At 26.3% G+C, this 26,437-nt stretch carries 26 protein-coding genes; 12 read left to right on the top strand and 14 right to left on the bottom strand.

The window, feature by feature from the left end:
• Window positions 1-44: 44 nt before the first annotated feature.
• Complete coding sequence (locus QIA19_RS00130; protein ID WP_301364881.1) at window positions 45-1,673, bottom strand: PTS transporter subunit EIIC; 1,629 nt, start codon at window positions 1,671-1,673, stop codon at window positions 45-47.
• 328 nt (window positions 1,674-2,001) lie between these two features.
• On the bottom strand, window positions 2,002-3,246 hold the full coding sequence (locus QIA19_RS00125) for an ankyrin repeat domain-containing protein (protein ID WP_301364879.1): 1,245 nt from the start codon (window positions 3,244-3,246) through the stop codon (window positions 2,002-2,004).
• Between the two features lie 100 nt (window positions 3,247-3,346).
• Between QIA19_RS00125 and QIA19_RS00120 the strand changes: the two genes are divergently transcribed.
• Entirely contained in the window at window positions 3,347-3,898 is a 552-nt protein-coding gene (locus tag QIA19_RS00120) for a hypothetical protein (protein WP_012672999.1), read from the top strand.
• Between the two features lie 9 nt (window positions 3,899-3,907).
• On the opposite strand, the gene QIA19_RS00115 is transcribed toward QIA19_RS00120, so the two are convergent.
• Window positions 3,908-4,603, bottom strand: a complete 696-nt coding sequence (locus QIA19_RS00115; protein ID WP_012622041.1) for an ImmA/IrrE family metallo-endopeptidase — start codon at window positions 4,601-4,603, stop codon at window positions 3,908-3,910.
• 46 nt (window positions 4,604-4,649) lie between these two features.
• Here QIA19_RS00115 and QIA19_RS00110 point away from each other — a divergent pair, with 46 nt between their 5' ends.
• The 4 genes from QIA19_RS00110 to QIA19_RS00095 all read left to right on the top strand — a co-directional run bounded on the left by QIA19_RS00110 (window position 4,650) and on the right by QIA19_RS00095 (window position 8,535).
• Entirely contained in the window at window positions 4,650-5,162 is a 513-nt protein-coding gene (locus QIA19_RS00110; protein WP_301364871.1) for a hypothetical protein, read from the top strand.
• A complete protein-coding gene (locus QIA19_RS00105; protein ID WP_301364869.1) occupies window positions 5,137-5,643 on the top strand; it encodes a hypothetical protein in 507 nt (168 codons plus the stop codon). Before QIA19_RS00110 ends, QIA19_RS00105 begins: the two co-directional genes overlap by 26 nt.
• Before the next feature lie 71 nt (window positions 5,644-5,714).
• Window positions 5,715-7,070 carry an NCS2 family permease gene (locus tag QIA19_RS00100; protein WP_301364867.1) on the top strand — a complete coding sequence of 452 codons (1,356 nt, stop codon included), beginning with the start codon at window positions 5,715-5,717 and terminating at the stop codon, window positions 7,068-7,070.
• A gap of 109 nt (window positions 7,071-7,179) precedes the next feature.
• Window positions 7,180-8,535 carry an NCS2 family permease gene (locus QIA19_RS00095; protein ID WP_012672996.1) on the top strand — a complete coding sequence of 452 codons (1,356 nt, stop codon included), beginning with the start codon at window positions 7,180-7,182 and terminating at the stop codon, window positions 8,533-8,535.
• Window positions 8,536-8,973: 438 nt separating this feature from the next.
• On the opposite strand, the gene ospC is transcribed toward QIA19_RS00095, so the two are convergent.
• Window positions 8,974-9,603, bottom strand: coding sequence for an outer surface protein OspC (gene ospC, locus QIA19_RS00090; RefSeq protein ID WP_301364862.1), 630 nt, complete (start codon window positions 9,601-9,603; stop codon window positions 8,974-8,976).
• Between the two features lie 236 nt (window positions 9,604-9,839).
• Here ospC and guaA point away from each other — a divergent pair, with 236 nt between their 5' ends.
• On the top strand, window positions 9,840-11,375 hold the full coding sequence (guaA, locus tag QIA19_RS00085) for a glutamine-hydrolyzing GMP synthase (RefSeq protein ID WP_012686620.1): 1,536 nt from the start codon (window positions 9,840-9,842) through the stop codon (window positions 11,373-11,375).
• A 24-nt stretch (window positions 11,376-11,399) separates the two neighbouring features.
• Complete coding sequence (gene guaB / locus QIA19_RS00080; protein ID WP_301364857.1) at window positions 11,400-12,614, top strand: inosine-5'-monophosphate dehydrogenase; 1,215 nt, start codon at window positions 11,400-11,402, stop codon at window positions 12,612-12,614.
• 302 nt (window positions 12,615-12,916) lie between these two features.
• Here the strand turns inward: guaB and QIA19_RS00075 are convergent, their stop codons facing one another.
• A complete protein-coding gene (locus QIA19_RS00075) occupies window positions 12,917-14,509 on the bottom strand; it encodes a peptide ABC transporter substrate-binding protein (RefSeq protein ID WP_301364922.1) in 1,593 nt (530 codons plus the stop codon).
• Between the two features lie 526 nt (window positions 14,510-15,035).
• Here QIA19_RS00075 and QIA19_RS00070 point away from each other — a divergent pair.
• Window positions 15,036-15,533 (top strand): oligopeptide permease-like protein, encoded by a 498-nt coding sequence (locus QIA19_RS00070; protein ID WP_301364918.1) that lies wholly within the window; start codon window positions 15,036-15,038, stop codon window positions 15,531-15,533.
• A gap of 270 nt (window positions 15,534-15,803) precedes the next feature.
• Here QIA19_RS00070 and QIA19_RS00065 read toward each other — a convergent pair whose 3' ends face one another.
• The 5 genes from QIA19_RS00065 to QIA19_RS00045 all read right to left on the bottom strand — a co-directional run bounded on the left by QIA19_RS00065 (window position 15,804) and on the right by QIA19_RS00045 (window position 19,762).
• Window positions 15,804-16,352, bottom strand: coding sequence for a chromosome replication/partitioning protein (locus QIA19_RS00065; RefSeq protein ID WP_301364916.1), 549 nt, complete (start codon window positions 16,350-16,352; stop codon window positions 15,804-15,806).
• A 69-nt stretch (window positions 16,353-16,421) separates the two neighbouring features.
• Window positions 16,422-17,183 carry a ParA family protein gene (locus tag QIA19_RS00060; protein WP_301364914.1) on the bottom strand — a complete coding sequence of 254 codons (762 nt, stop codon included), beginning with the start codon at window positions 17,181-17,183 and terminating at the stop codon, window positions 16,422-16,424.
• Window positions 17,159-17,677: a DUF226 domain-containing protein gene (locus tag QIA19_RS00055; protein ID WP_301364911.1), complete on the bottom strand. Its 519-nt coding sequence runs from the start codon at window positions 17,675-17,677 to the stop codon at window positions 17,159-17,161. Before QIA19_RS00055 ends, QIA19_RS00060 begins: the two co-directional genes overlap by 25 nt.
• A complete protein-coding gene (locus tag QIA19_RS00050; protein ID WP_301364909.1) occupies window positions 17,677-18,603 on the bottom strand; it encodes a plasmid maintenance protein in 927 nt (308 codons plus the stop codon). The genes QIA19_RS00055 and QIA19_RS00050 overlap by 1 nt, the downstream gene beginning before the upstream one ends.
• Window positions 18,604-18,724: 121 nt before the next feature.
• Complete coding sequence (locus QIA19_RS00045) at window positions 18,725-19,762, bottom strand: hypothetical protein (RefSeq protein WP_301364907.1); 1,038 nt, start codon at window positions 19,760-19,762, stop codon at window positions 18,725-18,727.
• A 159-nt stretch (window positions 19,763-19,921) separates the two neighbouring features.
• Between QIA19_RS00045 and QIA19_RS00040 the strand changes: the two genes are divergently transcribed.
• Window positions 19,922-20,551: a hypothetical protein gene (locus tag QIA19_RS00040; RefSeq protein ID WP_301364905.1), complete on the top strand. Its 630-nt coding sequence runs from the start codon at window positions 19,922-19,924 to the stop codon at window positions 20,549-20,551.
• A 21-nt stretch (window positions 20,552-20,572) separates the two neighbouring features.
• On the opposite strand, the gene QIA19_RS00035 is transcribed toward QIA19_RS00040, so the two are convergent.
• Genes QIA19_RS00035 through QIA19_RS00025 form a run of 3 tightly spaced genes read right to left on the bottom strand, consistent with a single transcriptional unit; the run spans window position 20,573 to window position 22,355 of the window.
• Window positions 20,573-21,670, bottom strand: coding sequence for an alpha3-beta1 integrin-binding protein (locus QIA19_RS00035; protein WP_301364903.1), 1,098 nt, complete (start codon window positions 21,668-21,670; stop codon window positions 20,573-20,575).
• A gap of 11 nt (window positions 21,671-21,681) precedes the next feature.
• Complete coding sequence (locus tag QIA19_RS00030) at window positions 21,682-21,999, bottom strand: PTS sugar transporter subunit IIB (RefSeq protein WP_010258206.1); 318 nt, start codon at window positions 21,997-21,999, stop codon at window positions 21,682-21,684.
• A gap of 8 nt (window positions 22,000-22,007) precedes the next feature.
• Entirely contained in the window at window positions 22,008-22,355 is a 348-nt protein-coding gene (locus QIA19_RS00025) for a PTS sugar transporter subunit IIA (protein ID WP_010258204.1), read from the bottom strand.
• A 285-nt stretch (window positions 22,356-22,640) separates the two neighbouring features.
• On the opposite strand from QIA19_RS00025, the gene celB reads away from it, so the two are divergent.
• From celB to QIA19_RS00010, 3 genes are all read left to right on the top strand, one after another.
• Complete coding sequence (gene celB / locus QIA19_RS00020) at window positions 22,641-23,963, top strand: PTS cellobiose transporter subunit IIC (protein ID WP_012672993.1); 1,323 nt, start codon at window positions 22,641-22,643, stop codon at window positions 23,961-23,963.
• 288 nt (window positions 23,964-24,251) lie between these two features.
• Entirely contained in the window at window positions 24,252-25,601 is a 1,350-nt protein-coding gene (gene resT, locus QIA19_RS00015; RefSeq protein WP_301364893.1) for a telomere resolvase ResT, read from the top strand.
• A gap of 85 nt (window positions 25,602-25,686) precedes the next feature.
• Window positions 25,687-26,130 carry a hypothetical protein gene (locus QIA19_RS00010; RefSeq protein WP_301364892.1) on the top strand — a complete coding sequence of 148 codons (444 nt, stop codon included), beginning with the start codon at window positions 25,687-25,689 and terminating at the stop codon, window positions 26,128-26,130.
• Here the strand turns inward: QIA19_RS00010 and QIA19_RS00005 are convergent.
• The gene (locus QIA19_RS00005) at window positions 26,114-26,392 is read right to left on the bottom strand and encodes an acylphosphatase (protein ID WP_012622030.1); all 279 of its coding nucleotides are present in this window, start codon (window positions 26,390-26,392) and stop codon (window positions 26,114-26,116) included. The two genes, QIA19_RS00010 and QIA19_RS00005, sit on opposite strands and share 17 nt — an antisense overlap.
• Window positions 26,393-26,437 lie beyond the last annotated feature (45 nt).

The raw sequence follows: 26,437 nt of genomic DNA, 5'->3' as shown, positions 1-26,437 counted from the left end.
ATTTTTCTATTGGATTAGCTGTTTTTATTTATATTTTAAAAATTTTACATAAGCTTGTCGATTTCCATTTTTATATTATCGGACAATCCTCCAAATACAATTTGAACACTATTTCCTTTTTTTAATATTCCACTGGCACCTAGATTTTTGAAATAGGCGTCTGATTTAATGACTTCTATTTGTTTTAGATTAACTCTTAATCTTGATGCACATGCATCAATGTATGTAATATTATCTTTTCCTCCAAGACCCTCTAATACTTTTGAAGCGGTTTCTGATAAGCCTGTTTTTTCTGAACTCATCATGGTTTTTTCCATCTCTTCGTCTTCTCTTCCTATTGTTTTAAGATTGAATTTCATGATTGCAAATTTAAATATAAAGTAAAATCCAATAAAGTAGAAGATTCCCAAGATAGGAATTGCTATCCAATTTGTTTTGCTATTTCCTTGAAGTATTCCAAATAGGAACATATCTATAAATCCGCCAGAAAATGTTAGTCCAACTCCTACGTTTAAAAGGTGTGTTAAAAGATATGCTAGTCCAAAAAGAGGAACATATATAAAGTAATAAAGTGCTGGTGCTGCAAAAAGGAATGCAAATTCAAGAGGCTCTGTAATTCCTGTTAACATTGATGTAAAGCTAGCAGATAGTAGTAATGAAGCTACGTTTTTTTTATTTTCAGGTTTTGATGTATGGTACATAGCAAGCGCAGCCCCAGGTAATCCAAAAATCATAACAACAAATTCCCCGCTAAAAAATCTTGTTCCTTTTTCAACTTCAAAGTATACAGTATTGGGATCTGCAAGTTGTTTGAAAAATATATTTTGTGCTCCTGAGATTAATTCGTTATTTATTTCCAGTGTTCCCCCAACAGCTGTTTGCCAAAATGGCAAATAAAATATATGGTGAAGTCCAAATGGAATTAAAGATCTTTTTATTGCTCCATATGCAAATGTTCCAAAAAGTCCTGATTGTTCTACAATTCTTCCAAACGAAGTCATTGCACCTTGGATAAAAGGCCAAATAAATGTTAAAAATATTCCTACTACAAACATTGCCATTGTAGTTACAATTGGCACAAATCTTGTGCCCCCAAAAAATGCTAAGAATGTGGGTAATTGAATATTATGGAATCTGTTGTGAAGAAAGACAGCAACAAATCCTGCTATCAATCCCCCCATTACGCTCATTTGAAGAGAGAATATTCCAAGTACACTTGTATATTCCTGACTTTTTGCAGTTGCAGCTGTTTCAGGCATTCCTAATTCCAATAGTGCTTTTAAGCTTGCGCTTTCTGGTGTGATTCCTTGTATATACAAAATCCCATTTATAGTTTGATGCATAACCAAAAATCCCACTACTCCTGCTAAAGCAGCTGTTCCTTTTTCTACTTTAGCAAGTCCGATTGGAATTGCCGCTGCAAACATTAAAGGCAGGTTAGCAAAAATTACTTCCCCTGTATATTTCATAAGATAAAGTATTGAGTTAGCAACAGTTCCTTTTCCAAGGACTTCTTCCAATCCATAAGCCTGAATCATTGTTTCATTAGTAAATGCTCCCCCAATTCCCAATAAAATTCCAGCTGCTGGTAAAAGTGCTATTGGAAGCATGAAGGCTTTTCCTATTTTTTGTAATATTGTAAATATAGATATAGATGCTGATGATGTTGACATAATTTTCCCCTTTTTATTAAGTGCAAATTAATTAATTAATTAAAATAATTAATTTGAATAATACGCTTAATATCTTAACAAGATTTTTTAATCTTGTAAATATCAGTATATCTAAATGATATTATATTGAATTGCTGTTTATAAAATTTTGTATTTCTAAAAAACATTAAAGATTGTTTTTCCCTTTAATTTCATGGCATTTGTTATAAAGCATTGCTTATAATCTTTATTTTTATTGAAATTATTTTAAATTAAATTTAGAAATAAATAAGATCAATTTGGCTTAGGGTGTTTACAATGGAATTAATCATCAATTAGCATTGTAAAGTTAAATTCCGATTAAATATTTATAGATTTCACTAGTTTTGTCAGAGTAATCTATGGGTAGTTTATTGTCGCTATCTCTGATATTTGGATTAGCGCCTTTTTCGATAAGTGATTTAATAAAATTTAAATCATATTTTTGAATTATGGCACTATGAAGAGCTGTTTGAGAACTTTGATTTGTTAAATTAATATTAAATTTTTTTGTTATTAAATAATTTATAATACTTTTTGCTTTTACATTTATGGCATAAGTAAATATTGGATTGCCGTTGGAAAATATTGTATTTGGTGAAAAAATATTATTATTTTTTGATAAAAATTCTTTAAAATCATCAAGTTTATCATTTTCAGTTAAATTTTGTAGTTGCTTTTTTTTCTCAATGTATAAACCATATTCTTTTTTGATTTTTATTGTCTTAAGAAAATCATCTTTATTTTCTTGCAAGTCTATGTAATAAGGGCTCGTATCTATATTATTTTTATAATATTCTATGGGAGTGATAATATTTTTTTCATCAAGATAGTAAACGTTTATTAGTTCTTTGAAGTTTATGTTTTTATTTTCTGGGATTAGATCAAATCTAACTTTATAGCTTTCAAATTTTTTAAAGGGGATTAAATTATAATTTTGATCGTAAAACAGTAATTCTGTTATTTGTCCGTTTGCATTTTTTATAACAGGAATAATATTTCCATTCTCATCAATACTTATTTCTGTTTTTTTTCCATTTAGAATAGGTAATTTATATTTATTATAAATAGGAGTAATATTTTCTTTTATTTGTTCTAGTTTTTCTTTAATTTCTGAATTTGTTGCCCCGATGTAATTTTTATAATTTGTTTGAATTTCATAAGAACTTTTTCCAATGTTTTTAGCATATTTCTCAAAACTAGCATTAAACACTGTATATAGAGGATCAAATTTTGACATCAATTCCATTCTTATTGGTACTGGAAAATTTAGTAGGTATTTTTGAAAAAATTGTTCGTTTATTTTATGTATTTCAAAAAATTCTTTTTCAAAAATATTGAAATCCTTTAATAATTGCTTTTCAGTGAAGTAATAAGATAAATTTGAACTAATAATAAAAAGAGTAAAAAAAGTTAAATAATATAAAAAGTATAAATTTTTTAATTTATCTTTAATTTTATTTCTTAAATTTTTATTGAAAATTGTAAAAGATAAAAATCCAATAACAAGGTACCCAGAATATAGAAATATTTTGCTTAGCACATAATAACTCATTTTACATCCTTTTAAAGTTTATTTTTAAATTATATCAAAATATTTATATATTTTTATTTACTTTACTTTATTTTACTAAAAGCATACAATTAGGCATTAAATGAAGAAGTTTTTAATATCCGTTTATTTTTTATTGTTTTATGGTTGTTCAACTATATCTTTGGTAAAAATACCAGAAAAAGATAAAATAAATTTAACTGTTTTATCATCTTTAATGAATTATCCTGATTTGAAGATTTCAAATTTTAAAATAAAAGACTACGAACATTTACATTATTCATCTGATTTTGAAAGCTTGAGTGATAGTAAAAATAGTGCTTATATTTACGTTGATGAATCTAGTTTCAATAATAATATTAATTTTATTAAAGACCTTTTTATTTATAATAAGAAATTATATAGAATACTTATTGCTTATAGCTTGACCCAAGGCGCATCTTTTAAGGCAGAAGTTTTATCTTATCTTGAAAAACAAAAAATTATGAAAAATTTTTCATTGAAAATAAATTTTCCAACTGCTAAAAAATTTATGGATAATAAGTATTGGATTGTAATTGCAAAAAACCATTTAGATTCTCTTGTTAAGAGTAAAAATTATTTAGTCTTGGCGAATGTAAAGATGGAATATATACTCAAAAAGTTTTTAACTTGAGAAAGCTTTTTACTCCAGATCTTCAAATATTTTTTTAATTCGTTCTTTTTTTTCAAGTTCATATTTTTCCAAATCAAGAGCTATTGATTCTTTAATTTTATCTGTATTGTGGAGGTAGATGTTGGCTTCTATTTTTTCTTTTGTGTTTTTAATTTTTAAAAATTTTTTACTCTTTTTTATTTTATCTATTTTGACAAGATCATTAATTATGCTTAATTTTAAATAAATTATATTTTCAGTTACTTGGAATTCTTTTGCTATTGTTTTTTGGGGGTACTCTTTAGATTTATATTGAGATAATTTTAATTTTAATGTGGTTGTTGGAATCAATATGTTTGCTGCAAATATGTTAGCTTCTGTTACCATTTGACTATCTTGAATGTCATTATAATAGTTTTCATTTTTAGATAGATTTTTTATTTGATCTTGATGCATCAAATAATGCCCCAAGTATTTTGCTATTGTAAATCTTTTATTTTCAAGACTCATGTTTTCATTTATATATAAAGATTTTTTATTTAATTGAATATATCCTGGAAAATCTTTATTCTTATCTTGAAAACTTATTTCGAAAATTTTAAGATCTTCCCCCATGGCAATTTTTACTATAGGAACAGGAATAAGCAATATTTTATGTTTTGATATTATATAATCCGAATAGGCTTTAGAATTTTCAATACAAGAGCTGAATTTGTTTTCATTCATTTAATATAAATACTCTCCTTTCTGTATTGTATAATATAAGTTAATTATGAAATACTGTTTTTCTTTGATTTTAATGGTTTTTATTTGCTCTTCTTGCAAGATTTTAAATATTGCTGAAGATTTAGAAAAGAATTTTGAAAAAATTGAAAGAGCAGATTATTTCCTTTATTTTTATCCAGAAAGTCAAATATACATTAAAAAAGATAAATTGAGTAATAAATTTAGTGTTTTTTTAAATGTTATGCTAGATTCAAATTTAAATTTTACTAAAGGTTATTTAAAATTAATTCAAGATAATAAATATATTGGAAGTATTGCCATTTCTAAGGTAGTTAGTATTGGAAATTTTAAGTTTTTGTACATTAATCTTGATAAAGATAATTTTACTCTTATGTCAAAAGCTTTAACCCCTTACAAAAAGCTAGTCTTTTTATTTAACGAGGATTCTTTTCAGGTTTGGACTAAGGATACCTTGCAATATGATCCAAGATTTATTGATGTTAATTTCAAGAATACAAAAAATACTTTAGAATATGCATTTAAAAATAAAATTTTATAAAAAAACTTACATATTATGGACTTTCTTGAAAATTTTTAAAAAATATTTATTACTTTTTTATTTACTATTTTTAACATTGTCTTGTTCTACAATCTATTTTGATGGCATTCCCGAATTAAAAAAAGATTCCAAATATATTAAATTAATTCAAGAGAATAATAAAATTTCTTTAAGACATTATTTTACTGTTTCTAATGCTTGGAACTTAAGGTACAAAGAACCTTTATTTTTAAAAGTTGGAAATGATATAATTGCCTTATTTCTATTTAATCGGCATAAGCTAATTGACAATAAATATCTTCAAACCTTTTTTAGCGTTGGAAGAGACATTTCTTTAAAAGCTTATTTAAAGCTTATTAAAGCAAGAAAATTTGTTATTACAAATAGTTCTGAAAAGATTATTAAAACTATTGTATTTTCAAACTTACCCGACAGCGAAGATATTTTTTTCCAGAACAATATGCTTAATAAGGCGCATTAGGCCTTTAAAAAAAATTAAAAGCCTAATAATTATTATTGAAAATATTTTTAAACAATAAAAAGGAAAGTTTTATGGGTAAATATGTAAAAGGTTTATTTTTTCAATTTAAAAACAGTGATATTAACTATAAAAAGGAAATTCTTGCGGGCATTACTACTTTTTTAAGTATGTCATATATTATAGCTGTTAACCCAACAATACTGTCTAACACAGGCATGCCAATTGGTGCGCTAGTTACCGCAACCTGTCTAACAGCAGCATTTTCTACTATACTAATGGGACTTTATACCAATACGCCTTTAGCATTAGCTTCTGGAATGAGCTTGAATGCGTTTTTTGCATTTTCTGTAGTAATTGGGATGAATATACCTTGGCAAGTTGCATTAGCTGCTGTTTTTATTGAAGGACTAATTTTTATTCTCTTATCTTTTTTAAGAGTAAGAGAGCAAATTATAAATTCTATTCCAATAAATCTAAAATATTCTATTTCGGTTGGGATAGGGCTTTTTATTGCTTTTATTGGCTTTGTCAACGGGAGAATTATTATTAAAAATGATGCTACATTGGTTGGAATCGGATCATTTGTTGACTTGAAAGTTTTATTTACATTTTTAGGATTATTTTTTATTGTAATTTTTGAACAATTAAATGTAAAGGGAAGTATACTTTGGGCAATTTGCTCAGTCACTGCAATAGCCTGGATGTATGCAATATTTAATTTAGAAGGCGCCCAGGCTATTGGAATACAACTTCCCAGCGGGGTTTTAAAATTTGAATCCATTGGACCAATATTTAATCAATTAGATTTTTCTTATGTTGTAAATGAGCATTTTTGGACTTTTATATCAATAGTTTTTATTCTCTTGTTCAATGATTTGTTTGATACTGTGGGTATTTTAATAAGCGTTACAACAAAAGGCGGCATGTTGGATAAAAATGGAAAAATTCCTAATGCAAAAAAAATATTATTGGTAGATGGCATTGCTACTACTTTTGGAGCAATAATGGGTGTTTCTACTGTTACTACTTATATTGAAAGTTTTACAGGAATTGCTGAGGGTGGAAAAACGGGCCTTACTTCAATTGTAACTGGAACATTATTTCTATTTGCAGTTTTTTTTGCCCCATTGTTTATTGCAGTTCCTGCTAGCGCAACTGCTGCAGCATTAATATATGTGGGATTTTCAATGTGTAGAGAAATAATTAAAATTGATTTCTTTAATATTAGAGAAAATATTTCCAGCTTTTTAATATTTTTTTTGATTCCTTTAGCTTATAGCATTTCTTCAGGATTTTTTGTTGGCGCAGCATTTTATATTTTAGTAAATGTATCATTTAATTTTTTTAGTAAAGAAAAGATTAAAATTTCTCCTGTACTGCTAATATTATGCTTAATTTTTATTATTAAATTTATTTATGGCTATTAATATTTCTATAAAATTTGATTTATCAATATATTTTATTAATAGATTAAAATCCAATAAATAGCGTTGGTTTTATTTTTGATATAAAATAAAATTTGAGGAGTAATTTGTAATGAATCAATCCAAAGAAACATTGTTATTTCAATTTAAAAACAAAACCATTGATTATAAAAAAGAAATTATCGGTGGTATTACCACTTTTTTAAGCATGGCATACATAATAGCTGTTAATCCGGCAATATTATCTAGCACAGGTATGCCAATTGGCGCATTAGTTACTGCAACTTGCTTAACATCAGCATTTTCTAGTATATTAATGGGGCTTTATGCTAATACCCCTATATCACTAGCACCGGGTATGGGTCTTAATGCATTTTTTGCATTTTCTGTAGTAATTGGAATGAATATTCCTTGGCAAGTTGCACTAGCTGCTGTTTTTATCGAGGGGCTAATCTTTATTGTACTATCTTTATCAAGAGCTAGGGAAAGTATTGCAAATTCCATACCGGTAAATTTAAAATACTCTATTACAGTTGGAATAGGGCTTTTTATTGCTTTTATTGGCTTTGTCAATGGGGGAATTATTGTTAAAAATGATGCTACATTGGTTGGAATTGGATCATTCATTGACTTGAAAGTTTTATTTACATTTTTAGGATTATTTTTTATTGTAATTTTTGAACAATTAAATGTAAGGGGAAGTATACTTTGGGCAATTTGCTCAGTCACTGCCATAGCTTGGATATATGCAACCTTTAGTCCAGAAAGCGCAGTAGCTGCTGGAATACGTTTTCCAGATGGAATTTTAAGATTCGAATCTATTGGGCCAATATTTAACCAGTTAGATTTTTCCTACATATTAAGCAAACATTTTTGGAGTTTTATTACAATTGTATTGGTATTGCTGTTTAACGATTTATTTGATACTTTGGGCACTTTAATAGCAGTGGCAGCAAAAGGTAATATGTTAGACAAAAATGGAAAAATTCCTAATGTCGGCAAAATATTTTTAATTGATGCCATTTCTACTACTGTTGGGGCAATAATGGGAGTTTCAACTGTAACCGCATACATTGAAAGTTGCACAGGAATAGAAGAAGGTGGTAAAACTGGACTTACAACAATAGTAACGGGAATAATGTTCTTTATTGCAATATTCCTTTCACCATTATTTATTGCAGTTCCTGCTAGTGCAACTGCTGCAGCACTAATATATGTAGGATTTTCAATGTGCAGAGAAATATTAAAAATTAATTTCTCTAATATAAGAGAAAATATTCCCAGTTTTTTAATACTTTTTTTAATTCCCTTAACATACAATATCTCTTCGGGGATAAGTATTGGAATAATATTTTATGTTTTAATAAACATAATACTTAATTTATTGGAAAATAAAAAAAATAAAATCTCTCCAGTAATGATAATACTGTGTCTAGTTTTTATTATTAAATTTATTTATATTTATTAACCGATTTGCTATTTATAAAAAAAATTTAAAATTTGCAATTTCAAAAACCTAAATTATAAATCATAAAAAAGAGAATTTTTATTATTAAAATGCTTCTTTATTAATCAACTTTATATAACTTCTAAGACAAAGCTACAAAAAAACTACTTATTTTTAAAAATCTGCTAAAACTATTAGGCCTTGAAAATCAAAATTTTTCAATCCATAAATCAAATTACTACCCAATTTTTTTATATTAAGAATACTTAAACTTAACTTATTAACGGATTTAAAATAAATTTTTATTCTTTAAAAGAAGAAGTTAAAGTTAAAATGAATTTTAAGAAATTTTTTGGGAAAATAAAAAAATAAAAGCCAAGAAATCTTTCTTGACTTATATTGACTTTATTTTTCCAGTTACTTTTTTAAAACAAATTAATCTTATAATATTGATCTTAATTAAGGTTTTTTTGGACTTTCTGCCACAACAGGGCTTGTAAGCTCTTTAACTGAATTAGCCAGTATGGCTTGAGCTGCTTTTGATAAGCTTTCTAATGATCCGGATAATTTTATAAGCTCATCAGCACCCTTAGTTTTATCTACGTTTGTTTTTAAAATAGCCTTTTTTGCATCATCATCAGTAGCATCTTTTTTACCAAGACTTGCGTGCTCACTTTTTAATTTGTCAGTAAATGCTTCAGAACATTTCTTAGCCGCATCAATTTTTTCCTTTAATGCTTCTGAATTTAATATACTCAATTTTTGTTTTATTAATTTTGAAATTGAATATGCTCCTGATATTAATGATCCGTTTTGATTTCCATCAGCATTTAAACCGCCATTTGATTCTATTTTTTGTCCAATAGCTTTAGCAAGTTCGTCTATAGATGCAAGCAAAGTCTCAACTTCTTTTACAGCAAGTACAACTGCGTTAGATTCTGTAATTTTTTTACTTATTTCTGCAAGATTAGGCCCTTTAACAGACTCATCAGCAGAATTTGCAGATGCATTCCCATCTTTCCCTGAATTATTACAAGATATAAATAAAAATAAAGTCATTAATATTGCACTTAATGTATTCTTTTTCATTAATTTGTGCCTCCTTTTTATTTATGAATTATTAGTCCAACAATTTTGTTTTTCAATTTTTTATTTGAAAAAATATATTTTTCAAATTCTTCAATATTTTGAATAAATATTAAAGAATTTGAAAAATATTGTCTTAATCTGATTTTAAAATCGACATAAGAAAAGCTAAATATGCTAGAATTAAATGAAATTTACTTTGATAAGAAAATTTTTAATCTATTTTAAGGACTTATATGATGAATGCTAAGACAATACTTATATTAGATTTTGGATCCCAATATAGTCAACTAATTGCAAGAAGAATTAGAGAAATTGGCGTTTATACAAAAGTAATGCCTTATTATACTCCTTTAAAAGAAATTAAAAATATGAACATCTCAGGAATAATACTAAGTGGAAGTCCTGCTTCTGTTTATTCAAAAGAAGCTCCTACCTTAGATATGGAAATTTTTAAATTAAAAATACCTGTTTTGGGCATATGTTATGGAATGCAAATAATTGTCAAATTATTTGGAGGCCTAGTATCTAAAGACTCAAAGCAAGAATATGGAAGCTCTGAAATCTTTCTAAAAGATGAAAAATCTCTTTTATTTTCAGAACTTCCAAACAAATTTCAAATTATCATGAGTCATGGAGACAGTATTGAAAAAATTCCTGATAATTTCAAACAATTAGCTTTTACAAAAAATTGTATTGCCTCTATATCAAATGAAACTCAAAAAATTTATGGACTACAATTCCATCCAGAAGTAACTCATTCTGAATTTGGCGATCAAATAATTAAAAATTTTGTTTTTAAAATTTGCCAAGCCCAAATTAATTGGTCATTAGAAGGCAATCTAGAAACCATTGTGAAAAAAATTAAGCTTAAAGTAGGAAACAAAAAGGTTATTTTAGGACTTTCTGGTGGCACAGACTCTTTGGTTTGTGCATTACTTATAAAAAAAGCTATAAACGAAAATTTGATCTGTGTTTTTGTAAACACAGGATTGTTGCGCAAAAATGAAGATAAAAAAATACTAGAATTAAAGCATCAATATGATTTAAATATAAAATATATTGATGCTTCTACAAAATTCTTGAACCGTTTGAAAAATATAAGTGATCCTGAGGAAAAAAGAAAAATAATAGGAAAAGAATTTGTAAATGTTTTTGAAAAAATTACTCTAGAAGATCAAAATATAGAATATTTGGCCCAGGGAACAATTTATTCTGACGTAATTGAATCTAAATCAAAAAACAGCTCTTCTTCAAAAATCAAATCTCATCACAACGTAGGGGGACTCCCAGATAATATGAATTTAAAACTCTTAGAACCTTTGAATGAATTTTTTAAAGATGAAATAATTCAAATTGGAATAAATCTAGGAATTAAAAAAGAATCTCTTTACAGACACCCATTTCCAGGCCCAGGACTAGCTATAAGAATAATTGGAGAAGTAACACAAGAAAAGATAAATATCCTACAAGAAGCAGAAAATATTCTAACAGAGGAGCTTTTTATAAATGATTTATATTATCAAATAAGACAAGCATTCGTTGTATTGCTTCCTGTCAAATCTGTGGGCGTAATGGGAGATCAAAGGACATACGAATATACAGCTGTAATTAGATGTGTAAATACCCAAGACTTCATGACTGCAGAATGGACTGAACTTCCTTACAGTTTTTTAAAAAAAGTTTCTTCAAGAATAATTAATGAAGTTCGGGGTATAAATAGAGTTTGTTATGATATATCTTCTAAGCCTCCATCAACAATAGAATGGGAATAGCAAGAACAATAAAAAGGAAACTTTATGCCAAATAAGATAACAAAAGAAGCTTTAACTTTTGATGATGTATCTTTAATTCCAAGAAAATCATCTGTATTGCCTAGTGAGGTTAGTTTAAAAACACAATTAACAAAAAACATATCCCTAAGCATACCATTTTTAAGTTCAGCAATGGATACTGTTACAGAAAGCCAAATGGCAATAGCCATTGCTAAAGAGGGTGGAATAGGAATTATACATAAAAATATGTCAATAGAAGCTCAAAGAAAAGAGATAGAAAAAGTAAAAACATATAAATTTCAAAAGACTATTAACACTAATGGAGATACAAACGATCAAAAACCCGAAATATTTACAGCAAAACAACATCTAAAAAAATCCGATGCATGCAAAAATGCAAAACACAAAGAAGATTTTCCTAATTCATGCAAAGATTTAAATAACAAGCTAAGAGTAGGCGCTGCTGTTTCCATTGATATTGATACCATAGAACGAGTTGAAGAGCTTGTAAAAGCACATGTAGATATACTTGTCATAGATTCTGCCCATGGACATTCTACAAGAATAATAGAGCTTGTCAAAAAAATTAAAACCAAGTACCCAAACTTAGACCTTATTGCTGGCAACATAGTAACTAAAGAAGCTGCATTAGATTTAATAAGTGCAGGAGCAGATTGTTTAAAAGTAGGAATAGGTCCGGGCAGCATATGCACAACAAGAATCGTTGCAGGAGTTGGAGTTCCCCAAATAACAGCAATCTGCGATGTCTATGAGGCTTGTAAAAGTACAAATATTTGCATTATAGCAGATGGCGGAATTAGGTTTTCAGGAGATGTGGTTAAAGCCATCGCAGCAGGAGCTGATAGCGTAATGATAGGCAATCTCTTTGCAGGCGCAAAAGAATCTCCTTCTGAAGAAATAATTTACAATGAAAAAAAATTCAAATCTTACGTTGGAATGGGCTCTATTTCTGCTATGAAAAGAGGCTCCAAATCAAGATATTTTCAACTAGAAAACAACGAACCTAAAAAATTAGTCCCCGAAGGAATTGAAGGCATGGTACCGTATTCTGGAAAATTAAAAGATATTTTGACTCAATTAAAAGGCGGTTTAATGTCTGGAATGGGCTATTTAGGAGCAGCTTCAATATCTGATTTAAAAATAAATTCTAAGTTTGTAAAAATAAGTCATTCTTCATTAAAAGAATCCCATCCTCACGATGTTTTTAACATAACATAAAAATAAAAAACATTTATCAAATTAAATAACTAAATCTTTAAAAAATTAAAATATTCCATCCTTCTTTTAAAGAAATCACGACCTTGGTAGAAAAAGAATAATAAAAATAATACTGCCTTCTGTTTTTATAATGCTTTTTCTGGCATTAATATACTAGTATTTACTCTATTTAAAAATAATAATTCTGAAATAATTAAGCTAAAGAAATGAATTCTTAATTTAAGAATTCATTTCTTATTTTTGTTTATAGCTAAACCAAAAGATATAGCTATAAACTATTTACAATTAGAAAAAAACATAAATCATTTAATTGGTTTTATTTCAGATAAATTAAATCTTTCTGAAATATTTGGCTCCCAACCTCTCCATTTGTCGTTTCTAAAAAGATAACTAGAAGAAGTTATATTAAGAAATATAGCCGGAAAATCTCTTTCGATTATTATTGCTTCTGCTTTTTTTAGAATTTCCTGTCTTTTAAAAATATCTCTTTCATTATCTGATTTTATTAAAAGTTCATCATATTCAGAATTTGAATATCCATAAGATGAAAAAGATGTGTTTTCAGTTTGAAAGATGCTTAAGAATGTCATAGGATCAGCATAATCTCCTGACCATCCTGCCCTTATTATTTCATAATTACCATTTACCCTGCTATTTATATATGTTGACCATTCTTCATTCTCAAGCTGGACATTAATATTTAGGTTTTTCTTCCACTGATTTTGAATAAATTCAGCAATTTTTCTCTGGCGATCATTTGTATTATACTTTACTTTTAATAAAGGGAAATTATTGCCATTAGAATACCCTGCATCTGCCAAAAGCTTCTTTGCCATTTCAGCATCAAATAAGCTTAAATTGCTTTTATAAGAGTAATCAATATAATCTGGAGTTGCTCTTCTTGTAGGAATAGAACTATCATTAAGAACGCTCTCTGTTAAAGTTTTTCTATCAATAGCAAAAGACAGCGCCTTTCTAACTTTAACATTGTCAAGCGGTTTTACTTTCATGTTCAAAGAATAAAAAGAGGTTGAATTAGTACCCATTGAATAATAATCGTCTCTAAGCTTAAGATCCTTAAGTAAATCTGGTGGAACATTCTTAAAAATTGCATCCAGCTCATCATTTAAATACATATTATAAGCTGTAATGCTATTATCTGCGACAAAAAATATAATACTGTCAAGAACAACATCTTTGGAATTATAATATTTATTATTCTTTTCAAGAACAACCTTTTCATTTAAAACTCTAGATTTTAATTTGAAAGGACCACTAACAACCATATTCTCAGGGTCTGTCCACCTTTGCCCATACTTTTCAATAACGTGCACTGGTACAGGAATAAATGTTTGATGTACTAGCATATCAAGAAAATATGGCTTTGGGGATTTTAGCGTTATTTCTAAAGTTTTTTCATCAAGAGCTTTAATTCCAAGCTCAAACTCATTTGCTTTGCCGTCAAAATACTCTTCTGCGTTTTTAATAACGGACTTAATCATGTTAACAAAAGATGAGCCGGTTTTTTTATCCAAAATTCTAAGATAAGATTTTCTTATTCCTTCGGCAGTAATAGCAACTCCATCACTCCAAACAAGATTATCTCTTAAATGAAAAGTATAAACTACTCCGTCATCAGAAATATCCCAACTTTTAGCAAGTCCCGGTCTGTACCCTCCAGTCCTGGGATCTCCATCTAAAATGCCAAGAAACATTTGGCTTACAATCCCTGATCCAACCGTATCGTTTATTAATTGAGCATCTAAAGTAGCAGGTTCACTTCCAATATTTAGCTTAAAAACTAATTTGTTTCCATTACTTTCATTAACACAAGAAATAAGTAAAATTAAATTGAGAAATAATACAACTTTTAACTTTTTTATCAATATTTTCATACAAGCATCCTTACAAGTTTTTATAAATTTAAATTTTGCCTATATTTTATTATATATGAAATATAATTTTACATTAAAGTTATTAAAAGCACTTAAATTATTCTATTATTACTTACTCTCCAATGGTTATTATACATATGAAAAATAATTTTAAATTTAATTATTTATCTATTTGTAAATTAGATTTACTTAGATTTATTATTTTTTTATTAAAAAATAAATTGATATTGAATTTTAAAAAATTAGGATTTAATTTTAAATTAAATTTCATATTTAAAACTTCCTTTGTGACAATAAAAGTTCTTGTATAGAGCTTTCTTGCTTTTAAAGCACCTTCTAAGAGGTTAAAAACTTTTTTATACATTTCTAGCAAAAGCGATACTAAACAAAAGTAGTAACCAAGAAGCCCTAAAATAATGATTTAAAGAAATAAAAATTAATTTATCAAAAATTGTTTGCAATGATCTAATAAAAAATATATTATTATGTTCACCAGTTTATAATTTTTTTATCAAAGGAGAGGGATATGATATTATATAAAAATCAATTAAAATTTTTAAAATTGTTGGTATTTTTTTTATTAATATCTTGCACTTCCTTAAACGTTGAGCACGATCAATTTGGAAAAACATTTAGAATATACCAAAGTTTAAACAAAAATGCAGAACTTAAAGGTATTTTTAATTATAAAACAGGAATAACTAAAATAGTCTTATATACAAGATTTAGAAACCATAGTATAACAGAGCAGAATCCTTTATTACTGCCAGATGGAACTAAAATTGAGGGAAAAGTAAGCTACAAAAGAGATAATAACCATTTTTTTGGCAACTGGATTAATTATTCCTCATTTGTTTTGACCAAGTCTTTATTAGAAAGGATGATTAAAGAAGAAGATGCTTCTTATAAGAATAAGGAAGTTAAAATTAGAATTGGATTGGAAGATTTAAGCTTGAAAAAATATAAAATTTTGGACTTTCTAGTAATGGTTGAATCGATTGAAAATAAAGATTATAAAAATTAATTTTTATAATCTTTATTGGTTTTTATTTTCAGTTTAAAATAAATTTTTATTGCAAAATAGAATTGATATAGAGGGTAAATAATTCCTATTTTAATCCTTTGCAAAAATGACAAAGGCTACCTTATGGTAGCCAACTTATTATTCTAATCAAACAACAAGAGCGAGACATTGCATCTCAATCTATATAGATTATTATATAGTATTTTATTTTTTTGTAAAGTGTTTTTGAAACATTTTTTTAATATAGTACTACTTTATAAATTTATAATACTATTTTTTATCTTTCAAATTGTCATATTTATTTTTAATATTTATAAGTAGTTTCTGATTATCATAATATATCTCTTTTAGCAAGAAACTTGCAAAGTTTGTATTTGATTTATAAAAATTAAAGCTTTTTTCGTCTTCAATTTTTAGCCTAAGTGACCTATTTAATATTCTTTTTGAATTGACTATAATCTCATTATTTTCTAATAATTGCATAGCATAATATATTCCTTTTTTTAAAATTAATTCATAATTAATTTTGCCGCTGTCAATTCCTATTGCTAGTTTAATGTATCTATAAACAGTAGTTTTGGCCATATTATAATCTCTTATAAAATGGCCAAAACTTTTATATTTGTCTATAACGTAATACTTATTATCATTAATTTCTTTTAAAATTCGGGCTGTTTCAATTTTGTTGTAAGATTCCTCTTTTATCAAAATTTTTAATTTTTCTTTCAATTTTAAGTATCTAGATTCTCTGCTTTTTTTTATTTCACTTCCATTTAGCTCAACCCTTTTAATAATTTCTATTTTTTTATTTAATTTCATTTTTTGTTTTTACTCCACATTGCATACTTTCAAATTAGTTCCATATGGAACTAAAAGTTCCATATGGAACTAATTTGAAAGTATGCTTAAAAAATTTTCAAGTATTTTTTCATAAGCCTTATAATAATCTTCATTAGAATTGAATTCTTCTCTATAAAAAATGGTTTTACGTAAATTGTCTCTTTTTGGAACACTTCCTAAGAATCTGCCTTTATATTCACACTCAATAAACTTTTTAAGTTCTTTATCAATATTTTGTCTTTCAATAAATTTGGTTATTAAGTAAAATATTGGCAAATCCTTTCTAAAAAGATCATCAAGTCTGCTAGTTATTAGATCTAAGCTTTCAATTGCCCACTGATCTGTCGGTAAAGGTATAATTAAGTAATCTGAGATGATTAAACTATTATTAAGCAAACTTCCTAATGTAGGTGAGGTATCCATTATAATAAAGTCGTATCTGTTTTGAATAAAACTTAAGAAAATTTTAAGTAAATTTTCTTTTAATGAAATGCTTTCTTCATTAAATTTGCTCAGGTTTATATGGCTTGCTATGAAATCTATATTGTTATCTATTTTGATTATTGAATTTTCTATATCTATTTCTTTTTTAAGAACTCTATATATATTAATATCTTTTGGGCCAAGGTTTTTTTCCCTTAAGCTATTAATATAAAAACTTGTACTACTTGCTTGTGGATCTAAATCTATTAATAATATTTTATTATTTTTTTTTGAGAGTATATTTGTAAATATTAACGATGTTGTACTTTTCCCTACCCCTCCTTTTATTGATGCAATTGTTATTATTTTTGGGTTTTTTTTATCCAATTTAATATTCCTTTATCAATTTTATATTTTTTACCATAAAATTTATGTATTTCTTCTTCAATTTTTAGAGTTCTTTCTAAAAGAGATTTATAAAAAATTTTATTTTTATTTTTATTTTTAGTTAATATGTATAGGCTTCTTAGATAACAAAGAACGCTTCCTTTTTTAAATTTGAATTCCATATAAAATATTTTTTTTAATCTTATGGTTTTTTTTGTTCCTTTTTCTGAGTAATTTATAACAAATGGTTTTGGAATGTTTATAAAACCATAGAAAATTCCTAAAAATTTATCATTTTCTTTTACTGAAAATAAATGAAAACTTTCGTATTTTTTGTTGTTAAATACATTTCTTAGGCATAGCCAAAATTTTCCTTTTTTTGGTTTTGCTTCAAAATTATTTATCATACTAAATATCTTTGTGTGGTAAATAATTTTGTTTTCCAATTTTTCAATTTTGTTAAAAAATTTTTTTTTTGTTTCTTTATTTTTCATTATATTGTTTTTTCTTTACTTTTTAGTTTTTTTATTAGAGTCTTCATTAATGCAATAGCATTTTTTATGTTATTTGGTGTATTAATTTGTGTTTCGTTTTCACAATCTTTTCTTCTTTCCATTTTATTTTGAATTTTAAATTTTTTTATTAGTTCATCAAAGTCCGTATTTTTAAATTTTTTTGCCATAAACCATACTTTTTTGTTTTTTTTTTCTAGAGTTTTTTTGAAAAATTTTATTATTTTTTTTTCCTCATACTCGTATAATTCTTCCATGAAATCTTTTAAGTTCCATAATGAATTCTTATAGGTTATGTCGTTTTCTGTTATTTTTTTTATTTCTTCTAGATTTATTGATTTTGATTTTTTTTTAATTTTTTTTTCTAGGAAGTTTATAGTCTTTTTTAAATTTTGGTTCTTTCTTTTTAAAAAATGCTTAGAATTCTTATATTTTTTACTTATATTATTACTTAATACATGTGAAGTTATTTGATGTGAAATTTTGTATTTTTGAGATTTTTCTATTATTTTAAATTTTTTTAGTTGCTTATTTTTTGATTTTTCATGTTTTGTTTTTTTGTCAATAAAATATGCTGTACTGATAATTTTTTTAGCGAATTTTTCAAGTGCTTTATTTATTGTATAGTAAGTAAAACTCCCATTGTTTTTTCCAAGTGGATTGAAATGACTTTTAATTAATCCTAAAGTTTCAAAAATTTTTATATCATTTTGTATCGTTCTTTTAGTAACCTTTTTGAATCCTTTTTTTTCCAATATAGAATTTGTCATTGCTACAACATTGCTTAGAGAGTATTTTTTTTTAGATATGAAGTAGTTGGCGCTTAGTTTTTGGATGACCCAAAATATTTTCAATCTTCGGTCTACTACTTTATTAAAAGGCATCTTGTTGGTTTTTATTTGATACATTTTAAGCTCCTATCGTTTGATCTTTTATTGCATTAAGCACTGAAATTAATAATAATACACTTATTTAAAAAAGTAAAGTTTTGTTGGTGAATTTACAGTTAAATGTGTAAGAGTCAATAAGTTAAAATTTATGCCTACTTGATTGCAAATTTTTTATGCAATGATCTACTTCTTTTAAGAATTTTAAAAGAAGTGGTTTATATATTTCAAATGTAAATTCTCCCTTTTCTCCGTAAGATTTTAATTTTAGCGTAATATCTTTTTCAATGTTTTTTGCCAGCTCTATTATTTTTTGTGGACTTAATACTATATTTAATGTTTCTTTTATTGTTTTTGAATTCTTTAAGGCTCTCACAGGAGGCTCCATTTTTAATTTTCTATCATTCTCATCATAAATAGAGTTTAGAAAGCGCAATTGATCAGAGTATAAGCTTAAATTCAAAAACAGTATATTTAAATTTTCACAGGGGTAATAATTTGCTATAACAAATGTTTCGTAAGTTTCTGAGAGGGTGTCTGATTTTTCAAATAATTTTGGAATTTTCATACTGTAGATGTAATAATCCTCTATTTCATTATATTCTGTTTTAAGCTCTGTTTTTTCAATTTCAATTTTTCTATTGTCAATACGTTTTTGCAAAATATTTTTAGATATTTTAATTTCTTTATCAAAATCTGTTATATATGCTAAAATGTACTCCTTATTAAATTTTATGCTATGTGATACATTCCAATTGTCCTTAAAGTCAATGTTTATGTATTTTCCTGTGCTTTTATCGTAAATATAGGTTAATAGATCTCTTGAATTAGTTATTGAAATACTAATAATGCTTTTATTAAAGCTAGATTTTACTTTGAGCTCTGCTTTATATTTTGAATAATTAATTTTTTCTTCATTTATCAAAATGTTTTCAGGATCTATTTGTAATCCTTTTTTTTTGATGAAAACATTGACTTTAAAATTTTCTTTTTCTGTTAAAGGATTGTATACTCCCACAATGGATATTTTATTGTCATAATTTCTGCTTATTATTGAGTCTTCTTGAAATTTTAGTTTTCCTAATTTGTGGTTTGTATCGTGTAGATTGAAATTACCATTTGGGATGGATTTGCAACCTAAAATTAACAAAAATAAGGAAATGTTTTTAAGGTATTTCATTTTTTGTTCCTTAAGTGATTCTATATAACTGTATAAATTTAATTCTAGTGCAATAATTATATTCTTTTTGATTTTAATTATTAAAGAATTTGTTATGCTTTTTATGCAAGCTTTTCTTTAATATTAATATATTTTAGTATATTAAATGAGAAATTTTAGATGAAAAAAAAGTTTAATTTTATTTTTCCCTTTATTATTTTTTTGTTTTCATGCAATATTAGTGTTTCTTCAATTTTTATTAGACCTTTGGATGAGGTAATAAAAAGCGAGATTGCTTTGTATGAATCGTTAGGAGATGGTAAATTTAAAACCGGCATTCATACTAAGAATTACTTTGATTCTATTAAAGATATTAGTTATTATTCTTATTTTTTTATTTTAGATAAATTTAGCAATAATATTATAATGAAATTGGCTTTAAGTTCTAAAAAAGTAAGCTTATTAACCTATGATTTTGGTATTTTTTTTGATCGTAAGTTTAAATTAACAATTTCTAATTTAAATTCAAATGAACCCGAATTTAGCGATATTAATAGTTTTGACAAAAAAATTTCTTTTAAAAATAGCATCAATAGTAATATTCAGAATTTTGCCACTATTATTTTTAATTTGGACGACATAAGGGCTATTAATCGGGATTTTGAACTTAAAAATAAGATTGAGGACCTTAATTCTTCTACCAATGAGTTTATATATTTTCTTGATAGTTCTAAAAATCTTGATTTAAGAGAGTCCTACATTACTGTTTATTATTATGTCCTTAAAGCAATTGAAAAATTTTTAAAATAAAGAAACTTTTTATTAGTGCATTTATTTATTTTCTATTATTTTGAATTTTTCCCAAGGTTCTATTTTTTCAAGTAGATATATTTCATCATTGATTATTTTCCCAACTACGTTTACAAGACCATTATTTGGGGTATCTTTTAGTGCTATTTGAAGTTCTCCGGTATAACCTAAGTATTCTGAAGAATCTATTAGGATGTCTCCTTTTTTAATTTCATTTGGAGAATGCACAGGAAATTTTTTATTATTGTAGTACACTCTTGGCATAGTTGATCGAATTCTATAGGAATTAATGTCACCTCTATTAAAATGTAAATTTTCAAGGATTATTTCTTTTTCTACTGAATTTGCATTTGGATTTAGGTCTGCTTTTAGCTCTAAAATATTTCTGTTTACCTTTGATACTTTTTTTAGTTCTGTTTCACTTGGAAAACAATTAGAAATTAGGACTGTATCTATTCCTTCTTTGAAAAGATCTTTTGCTTGGGTTTCTATATCTTTAGATCTATGTGATTCTAGTGTAGGAACACCTTCTTTTTCTTTCCCTCGTGCGCATTCTTCTGCATTATTAGAGCTAATAAATGCGGCTGTTGGGATTGAATAATGTTTAAATATTTTTGTTGTTTCTTTAAAGAAATTTCTTGAAAGTCCTGTATATTTGTGAGGATAAAAATTATGACACCCAAGTAAATTTTTTATATTAGGCTTAAAATACATTATTGTATCAATATGTTTATTTATATTGCTTATATTAAGTTGAATTTTAAGGTCAGAGTCGTTAAAAGTCATTAATGATTCTTCAATACCTGTGAATGTATTGTCTAATCTAATTGCCCAGGCGCCAAGCTTTTTAAAATAATCTAGTTTTGGACAATTTCTAAGATTTGAAAGATCGATGCCTAATTCTTTGAAAATTTCAGGACTTACATCAATAATAGGTTTTATTCCGTTTTTATTTGCAATGCTAAGCAATTCTTTGAATACGTCAAATTCATTTCCGTTAATATAGAGTAAAGAGGTAAATACTTGAGTAAATCCAAAATGAGCACTTTTTTCAAGATATTCAATAATTTTATTTTTAGGACTTACATTAGGGTATATGGATATTCCAATTTCTTTCATTTTAGCCTTCCTTAAATAGAACTTTTATTGTTAAATGCATTAATTGCAAGTTGTAATACTTTTTCGCCATTCATTGTTCCATAATCGATTGTGTTAATTATTTCGATTGGAATTCCTTTGGGTTTTGTGATTTCTTCAAGTCTTTTTTTATTAAATCTTGACTGTGGTGCAAGTAAAACAACGTCAAATCGGTCAACAACTTCGCTAAGGCGTGTCTCAGCAATAGCTTCAATTGTTGCATTTATATTTTTTGATTTGGCATATTTTTCAATTCTTTGTACCAGCATACTTGTGGACATTCCAGCTCCACATACAAGTAGTATGTTCATATTTTCTCCTATTTTTTTATTTCATTTATTATTTTATAAACATTGATTAATTCTTCAAAAATGCTTAATTCTGAAATTGCAGACATTAAATGATCTTCAGCATGAATTAAAATAAAAGGTGTTTTAACAGAGTTTGGATTAGTGGCTGATTGATGTATTATTTCTCTGTGTGCTTCATGGGCCTTTGCAATAGATTTTTTACTTTCTTGTATAGTAAGCTCTGCCTTGTCATATTCTTTGTTTTTGGCATATTCTAAAGCTTCTCTTAGAAAGCTTTTAGCCTCACCAGAGTAAGCTACAACAGGCATACTTATTTTGTCTATTAATTCTTCTATGCTATATATTTTTTTATTCATGTATAAAATATTCTCCTTTTATTTATAAAGCAATAATTAATATTATTTAATATATCTTACAAATATTATATTATAAGATTTATTTAAAATAAATAATTTTATTATAAATATATCTTATAAGGATTTTATCATCATTGATATTAATTATAATATATTATTATAAATATTGTAAGTCATTAATTATAACTTTTAATTAGTTTTTATTGATGGATAAATTATATTATAATAAATATTATAAGTTATTAATTATAACTTTTAATTAGTTTTTATTGGAGGATGGTTTTCATGAATTTTCAAGATTTTATTGAAACTACTTTAGTTCCTGTTGCTAGTAAAATTGGTTCAAATAGATATTTAATTGCTTTAAGAGATGGCTTTACTTTTTCTATGCCCTTTTTGATAGTTGGTTCTTTTATTTTACTTTTAGTTAATTTGCCCTTTACAGATTCTCAAACATTGTTATACCAACAGTGGTATGTTGATTTAATGGCTAAATATAAAGGAAATCTTGTTCAGCCATTTTATGTAAGTATGGGTATTATGTCTATATTTGTTGTTTTTGGTATTGGTTATAACCTATCTAATCATTATAAACTTAGTGGTATTACAGGAGGATTTTTATCTCTTTATACATTTTTAATTTTAGCTGGACAATCAGATTGGATACCTTATGGTGGAGATGCTGCTAAATGGGGAATTCAGCCTAATTCATGGTTTCCTATAATTGATGCAAGATATTTTAGTGCTCAAGGAGTATTTACGGCTATTATTGCTGCTATTTTTTCTGTTGAGGTTTATAAATTTTTAGTTCAAAAAAATATGGCAATTAAGCTCCCAGAGTCTGTTCCGCCTGCTGTTTTAAAATCTTTTGAAGCTTTAATTCCTGTTGTTGTACTTTCAATTGTAGCTCAAAGTGTTAATATTGCTATTCAAAGTTCTTTAGGAAGCCTTTTCCCCGAAATAATTATGAGCATGTTTAGGCCTGTTTTGCAAATTAGTGATACTTTAGTTGGGACTTTAACAATTTCTTTTATTGTTCATATATTATGGTTTTGCGGTCTTCATGGTACCAATGTTATTATTGCTCTGCTTAATCCTATAATTTTGTCAAATCTTGATTCTAATATTAGGGCTCTTTCTGACAATCTTCCGCTTCCTCATATTTTGGCGGGGGGATTTCTTGATTCATTTGTGTATATTGGTGGTGCTGGCGCAACTCTCGGGCTTGCTATTGCTATGATGCTTAGTAAATCCCAACATCTAAAGGCTATAGGTAGACTTTCATTTGCGCCTGGTCTTTTTAATATTAATGAACCCATTATGTTCGGTGCACCAATAGTTTTAAATCCCATATTAGGTATTCCTTTTTTACTTATCCCTATATTTAATATAATTGTTGCATATACTCTTACTAATTTTGGAATTATTGAAAGGGTTAGGACTCTGGTTCCATGGACAACCCCTGCTCCTATTGCAGCTTTTTTTTCTACAGGGCTTGATATTAAATCGTTTGTTCTGGTTTTATTATTATTGATTATTTCAGTATTTATGTATTTACCCTTTATTAAAGCGTATGATAAGGCTCTACTTTTGCAGGAAAAAGAATAGGAAATTTTTTTGGAATTGCTATTACAAAACTTGTGATACACAATATTAGAGAGCTATTATAAATAGCTCTTTTTTTGGGAGATAAAAGAATTTATTTAAAATTCGAAGTTTATTATTTTATGATTTAAATTAATAAAAAGATTGATCGGTGTGAATAGAATATTTCTTTGGTTTATTATGTATCCTAGTACATATTATATAATTTAATTTAATATATAAGCATATTTTTTTAAAATCAGAAATTTTTTACTTAGCTAAAGATTTTAAACTTGGTATAATTGAATTAATATGCCTCCAAAAGTGAAGATAAAAAATGATTTTGAAATATTTAGAAAAGAATTAGAAATTCTATATAAAAAATATCTCAATAACGAGCTTTCGTATTTAAAATTGAAAGAAAAAATAAAAATTCTTGCAGAGAATCACAAAGCTATTCTTTTTAGAAAAGATAAATTTACAAATCGTTCAATAATATTAAATCTTTCAAAGACTCGTAAAATAATTAAAGAATATATTAATCTTTCAGTAATTGAAAGGATTAGAAGAGATAATACTTTTTTATTTTTTTGGAAATCAAGAAGAATAAAAGAATTAAAAAATATAGGAATTAAAGATCGAAAAAAAATAGAAGAGTTAATATTTTTAAATCAAATGAATGATGAGAAACCCTATTTTCAATATTTTATAGATTTGTTTGTAACTCCAAAATGGCTAAATGATTATGCTCATAAATATAAAATTGAAAAAATTAATAGTTATAGGAAAGAGCAGATATTTGTTAAAATTAATTTAAATACCTATATTGAAATAATTAAGCTTTTACTGAATCAAAACCGAGATATTAGATTGAAATTTTATGGAGTTTTAATGGCAATAGGACGTCGTCCTGTTGAAGTAATGAAGCTTTCACAATTTTATATCGCAGATAAAAATCATATTCGTATGGAGTTTATTGCAAAAAAGCGAGAAAATAATATTGTTAATGAAGTTGTTTTTCCAGCTTTTGCAGATCCCGAATTAATAATTAATTCCATAAAAGAAATACGCTATATGGAGCAGACCGAGAATCTTACTAAAGAGATAATCTCTTCAAATCTTGCATACAGTTATAATAGATTGTTTCGTCAAATTTTTAATAATATTTTTGCTCCTGAAGAGTCTGTTTATTTTTGCAGAGCAATTTATTGTAAATTTTCTTATCTTGCATTTGCGCCCAAAAACATGGAAATGAATTATTGGATAACAAAGGTTTTGGGGCACGAGCCAAATGACATAACAACGGCCTTTCATTATAATCGGTATGTTTTAGATAATTTAGATGATAAGGCAGATAATAACTTATTAACATTGCTTAATCAAAGAATTTATACATATGTTAGACGTAAAGCTACTTATTCTATTCTTACAATGGATCGTTTAGAAAGTTTGATAAAAGAACATCATATATTTGATGATAATTATATTAAAACGTTGATTGTAATTAAAAATTTGATGTTAAAGGACAATTTAGAAACTTTGGCAATGGTTAGAGGATTAAATGTTAAAATTCGCAAAGCTTTTAAAGCCACATATGGATACAATTATAACTATATAAAACTTACAGAATACTTATCAATAATCTTTAATTATAAGCTATAGTTTTTGTTTTTTTAAATTCAGGCAGTATCAATACATTTGGGAAATATTAGGAAATATTTTATTAATAAGATATTATATAATTTATATGAAAATAGGTCCTCATTATTTTTTTAAAAAAATTTTAAAATCTAATGACAATAGAAAGATTTACATTTCTTATCTTTATGATAGATTGGCTTCAGTTAAGCGAGCAGGAGAATGGCTTAGAATTTATTTTAAAGATTCCAAAAGAGGTAAAAAATATTTTATTCTTTTTGATAGAAATAGTTCAAATGGTAGTTTTATTTCGTGCAGGTTTTTAAAAACAAGTTGTAATTGTGGGCTTGATATTAAATTCTCTGATGGCAATTTGAATATTTTTTGTAGAAACAGAAAGTCTTTAGAGTTTTTGAAATTTAAAGTCGAACATTTTTTTAGAACTAGTGTGTCTTGCTCTAGAAATAACAATTCTTATGTGCGCAATATTAAACCAAAAAATAAGGTTAAGGTACTTGTTAAACGAGGGGCAAGCCCTAATAATAAATTTTAAAATCATTAAATTGAAAAGGATAGTTTTCATCTAAAACTATTTTTTCAATGTTTTCGATGTTTGAATACTTATTCCCATTTAATAATTTTTCAAATTTTTTCATTTGTTCTTTAGTATTAAAGAAAGCTACAATTTCTACCCTTCCATCGTTGAGATTTTTTACAAATCCTTTTAGTTTCATATTATTTGCTATTTGCTCTGTGAAAAATCTAAAGCCAACACCTTGTACCTTGCCAGAAATAAAGTATTGTTGTTTATACATTATTACCTTCTTTGTATAAAATCTATCCAATAGAAAAGTTTTAAA

Source organism: [Borrelia] finlandensis, assembly GCF_030438365.2.
Taxonomy (GTDB): domain Bacteria; phylum Spirochaetota; class Spirochaetia; order Borreliales; family Borreliaceae; genus Borreliella; species Borreliella finlandensis.
The sequence above is the reverse complement of the archived record's forward strand: the minus strand, read 5'-3'. Positions and strand labels throughout refer to the sequence as shown.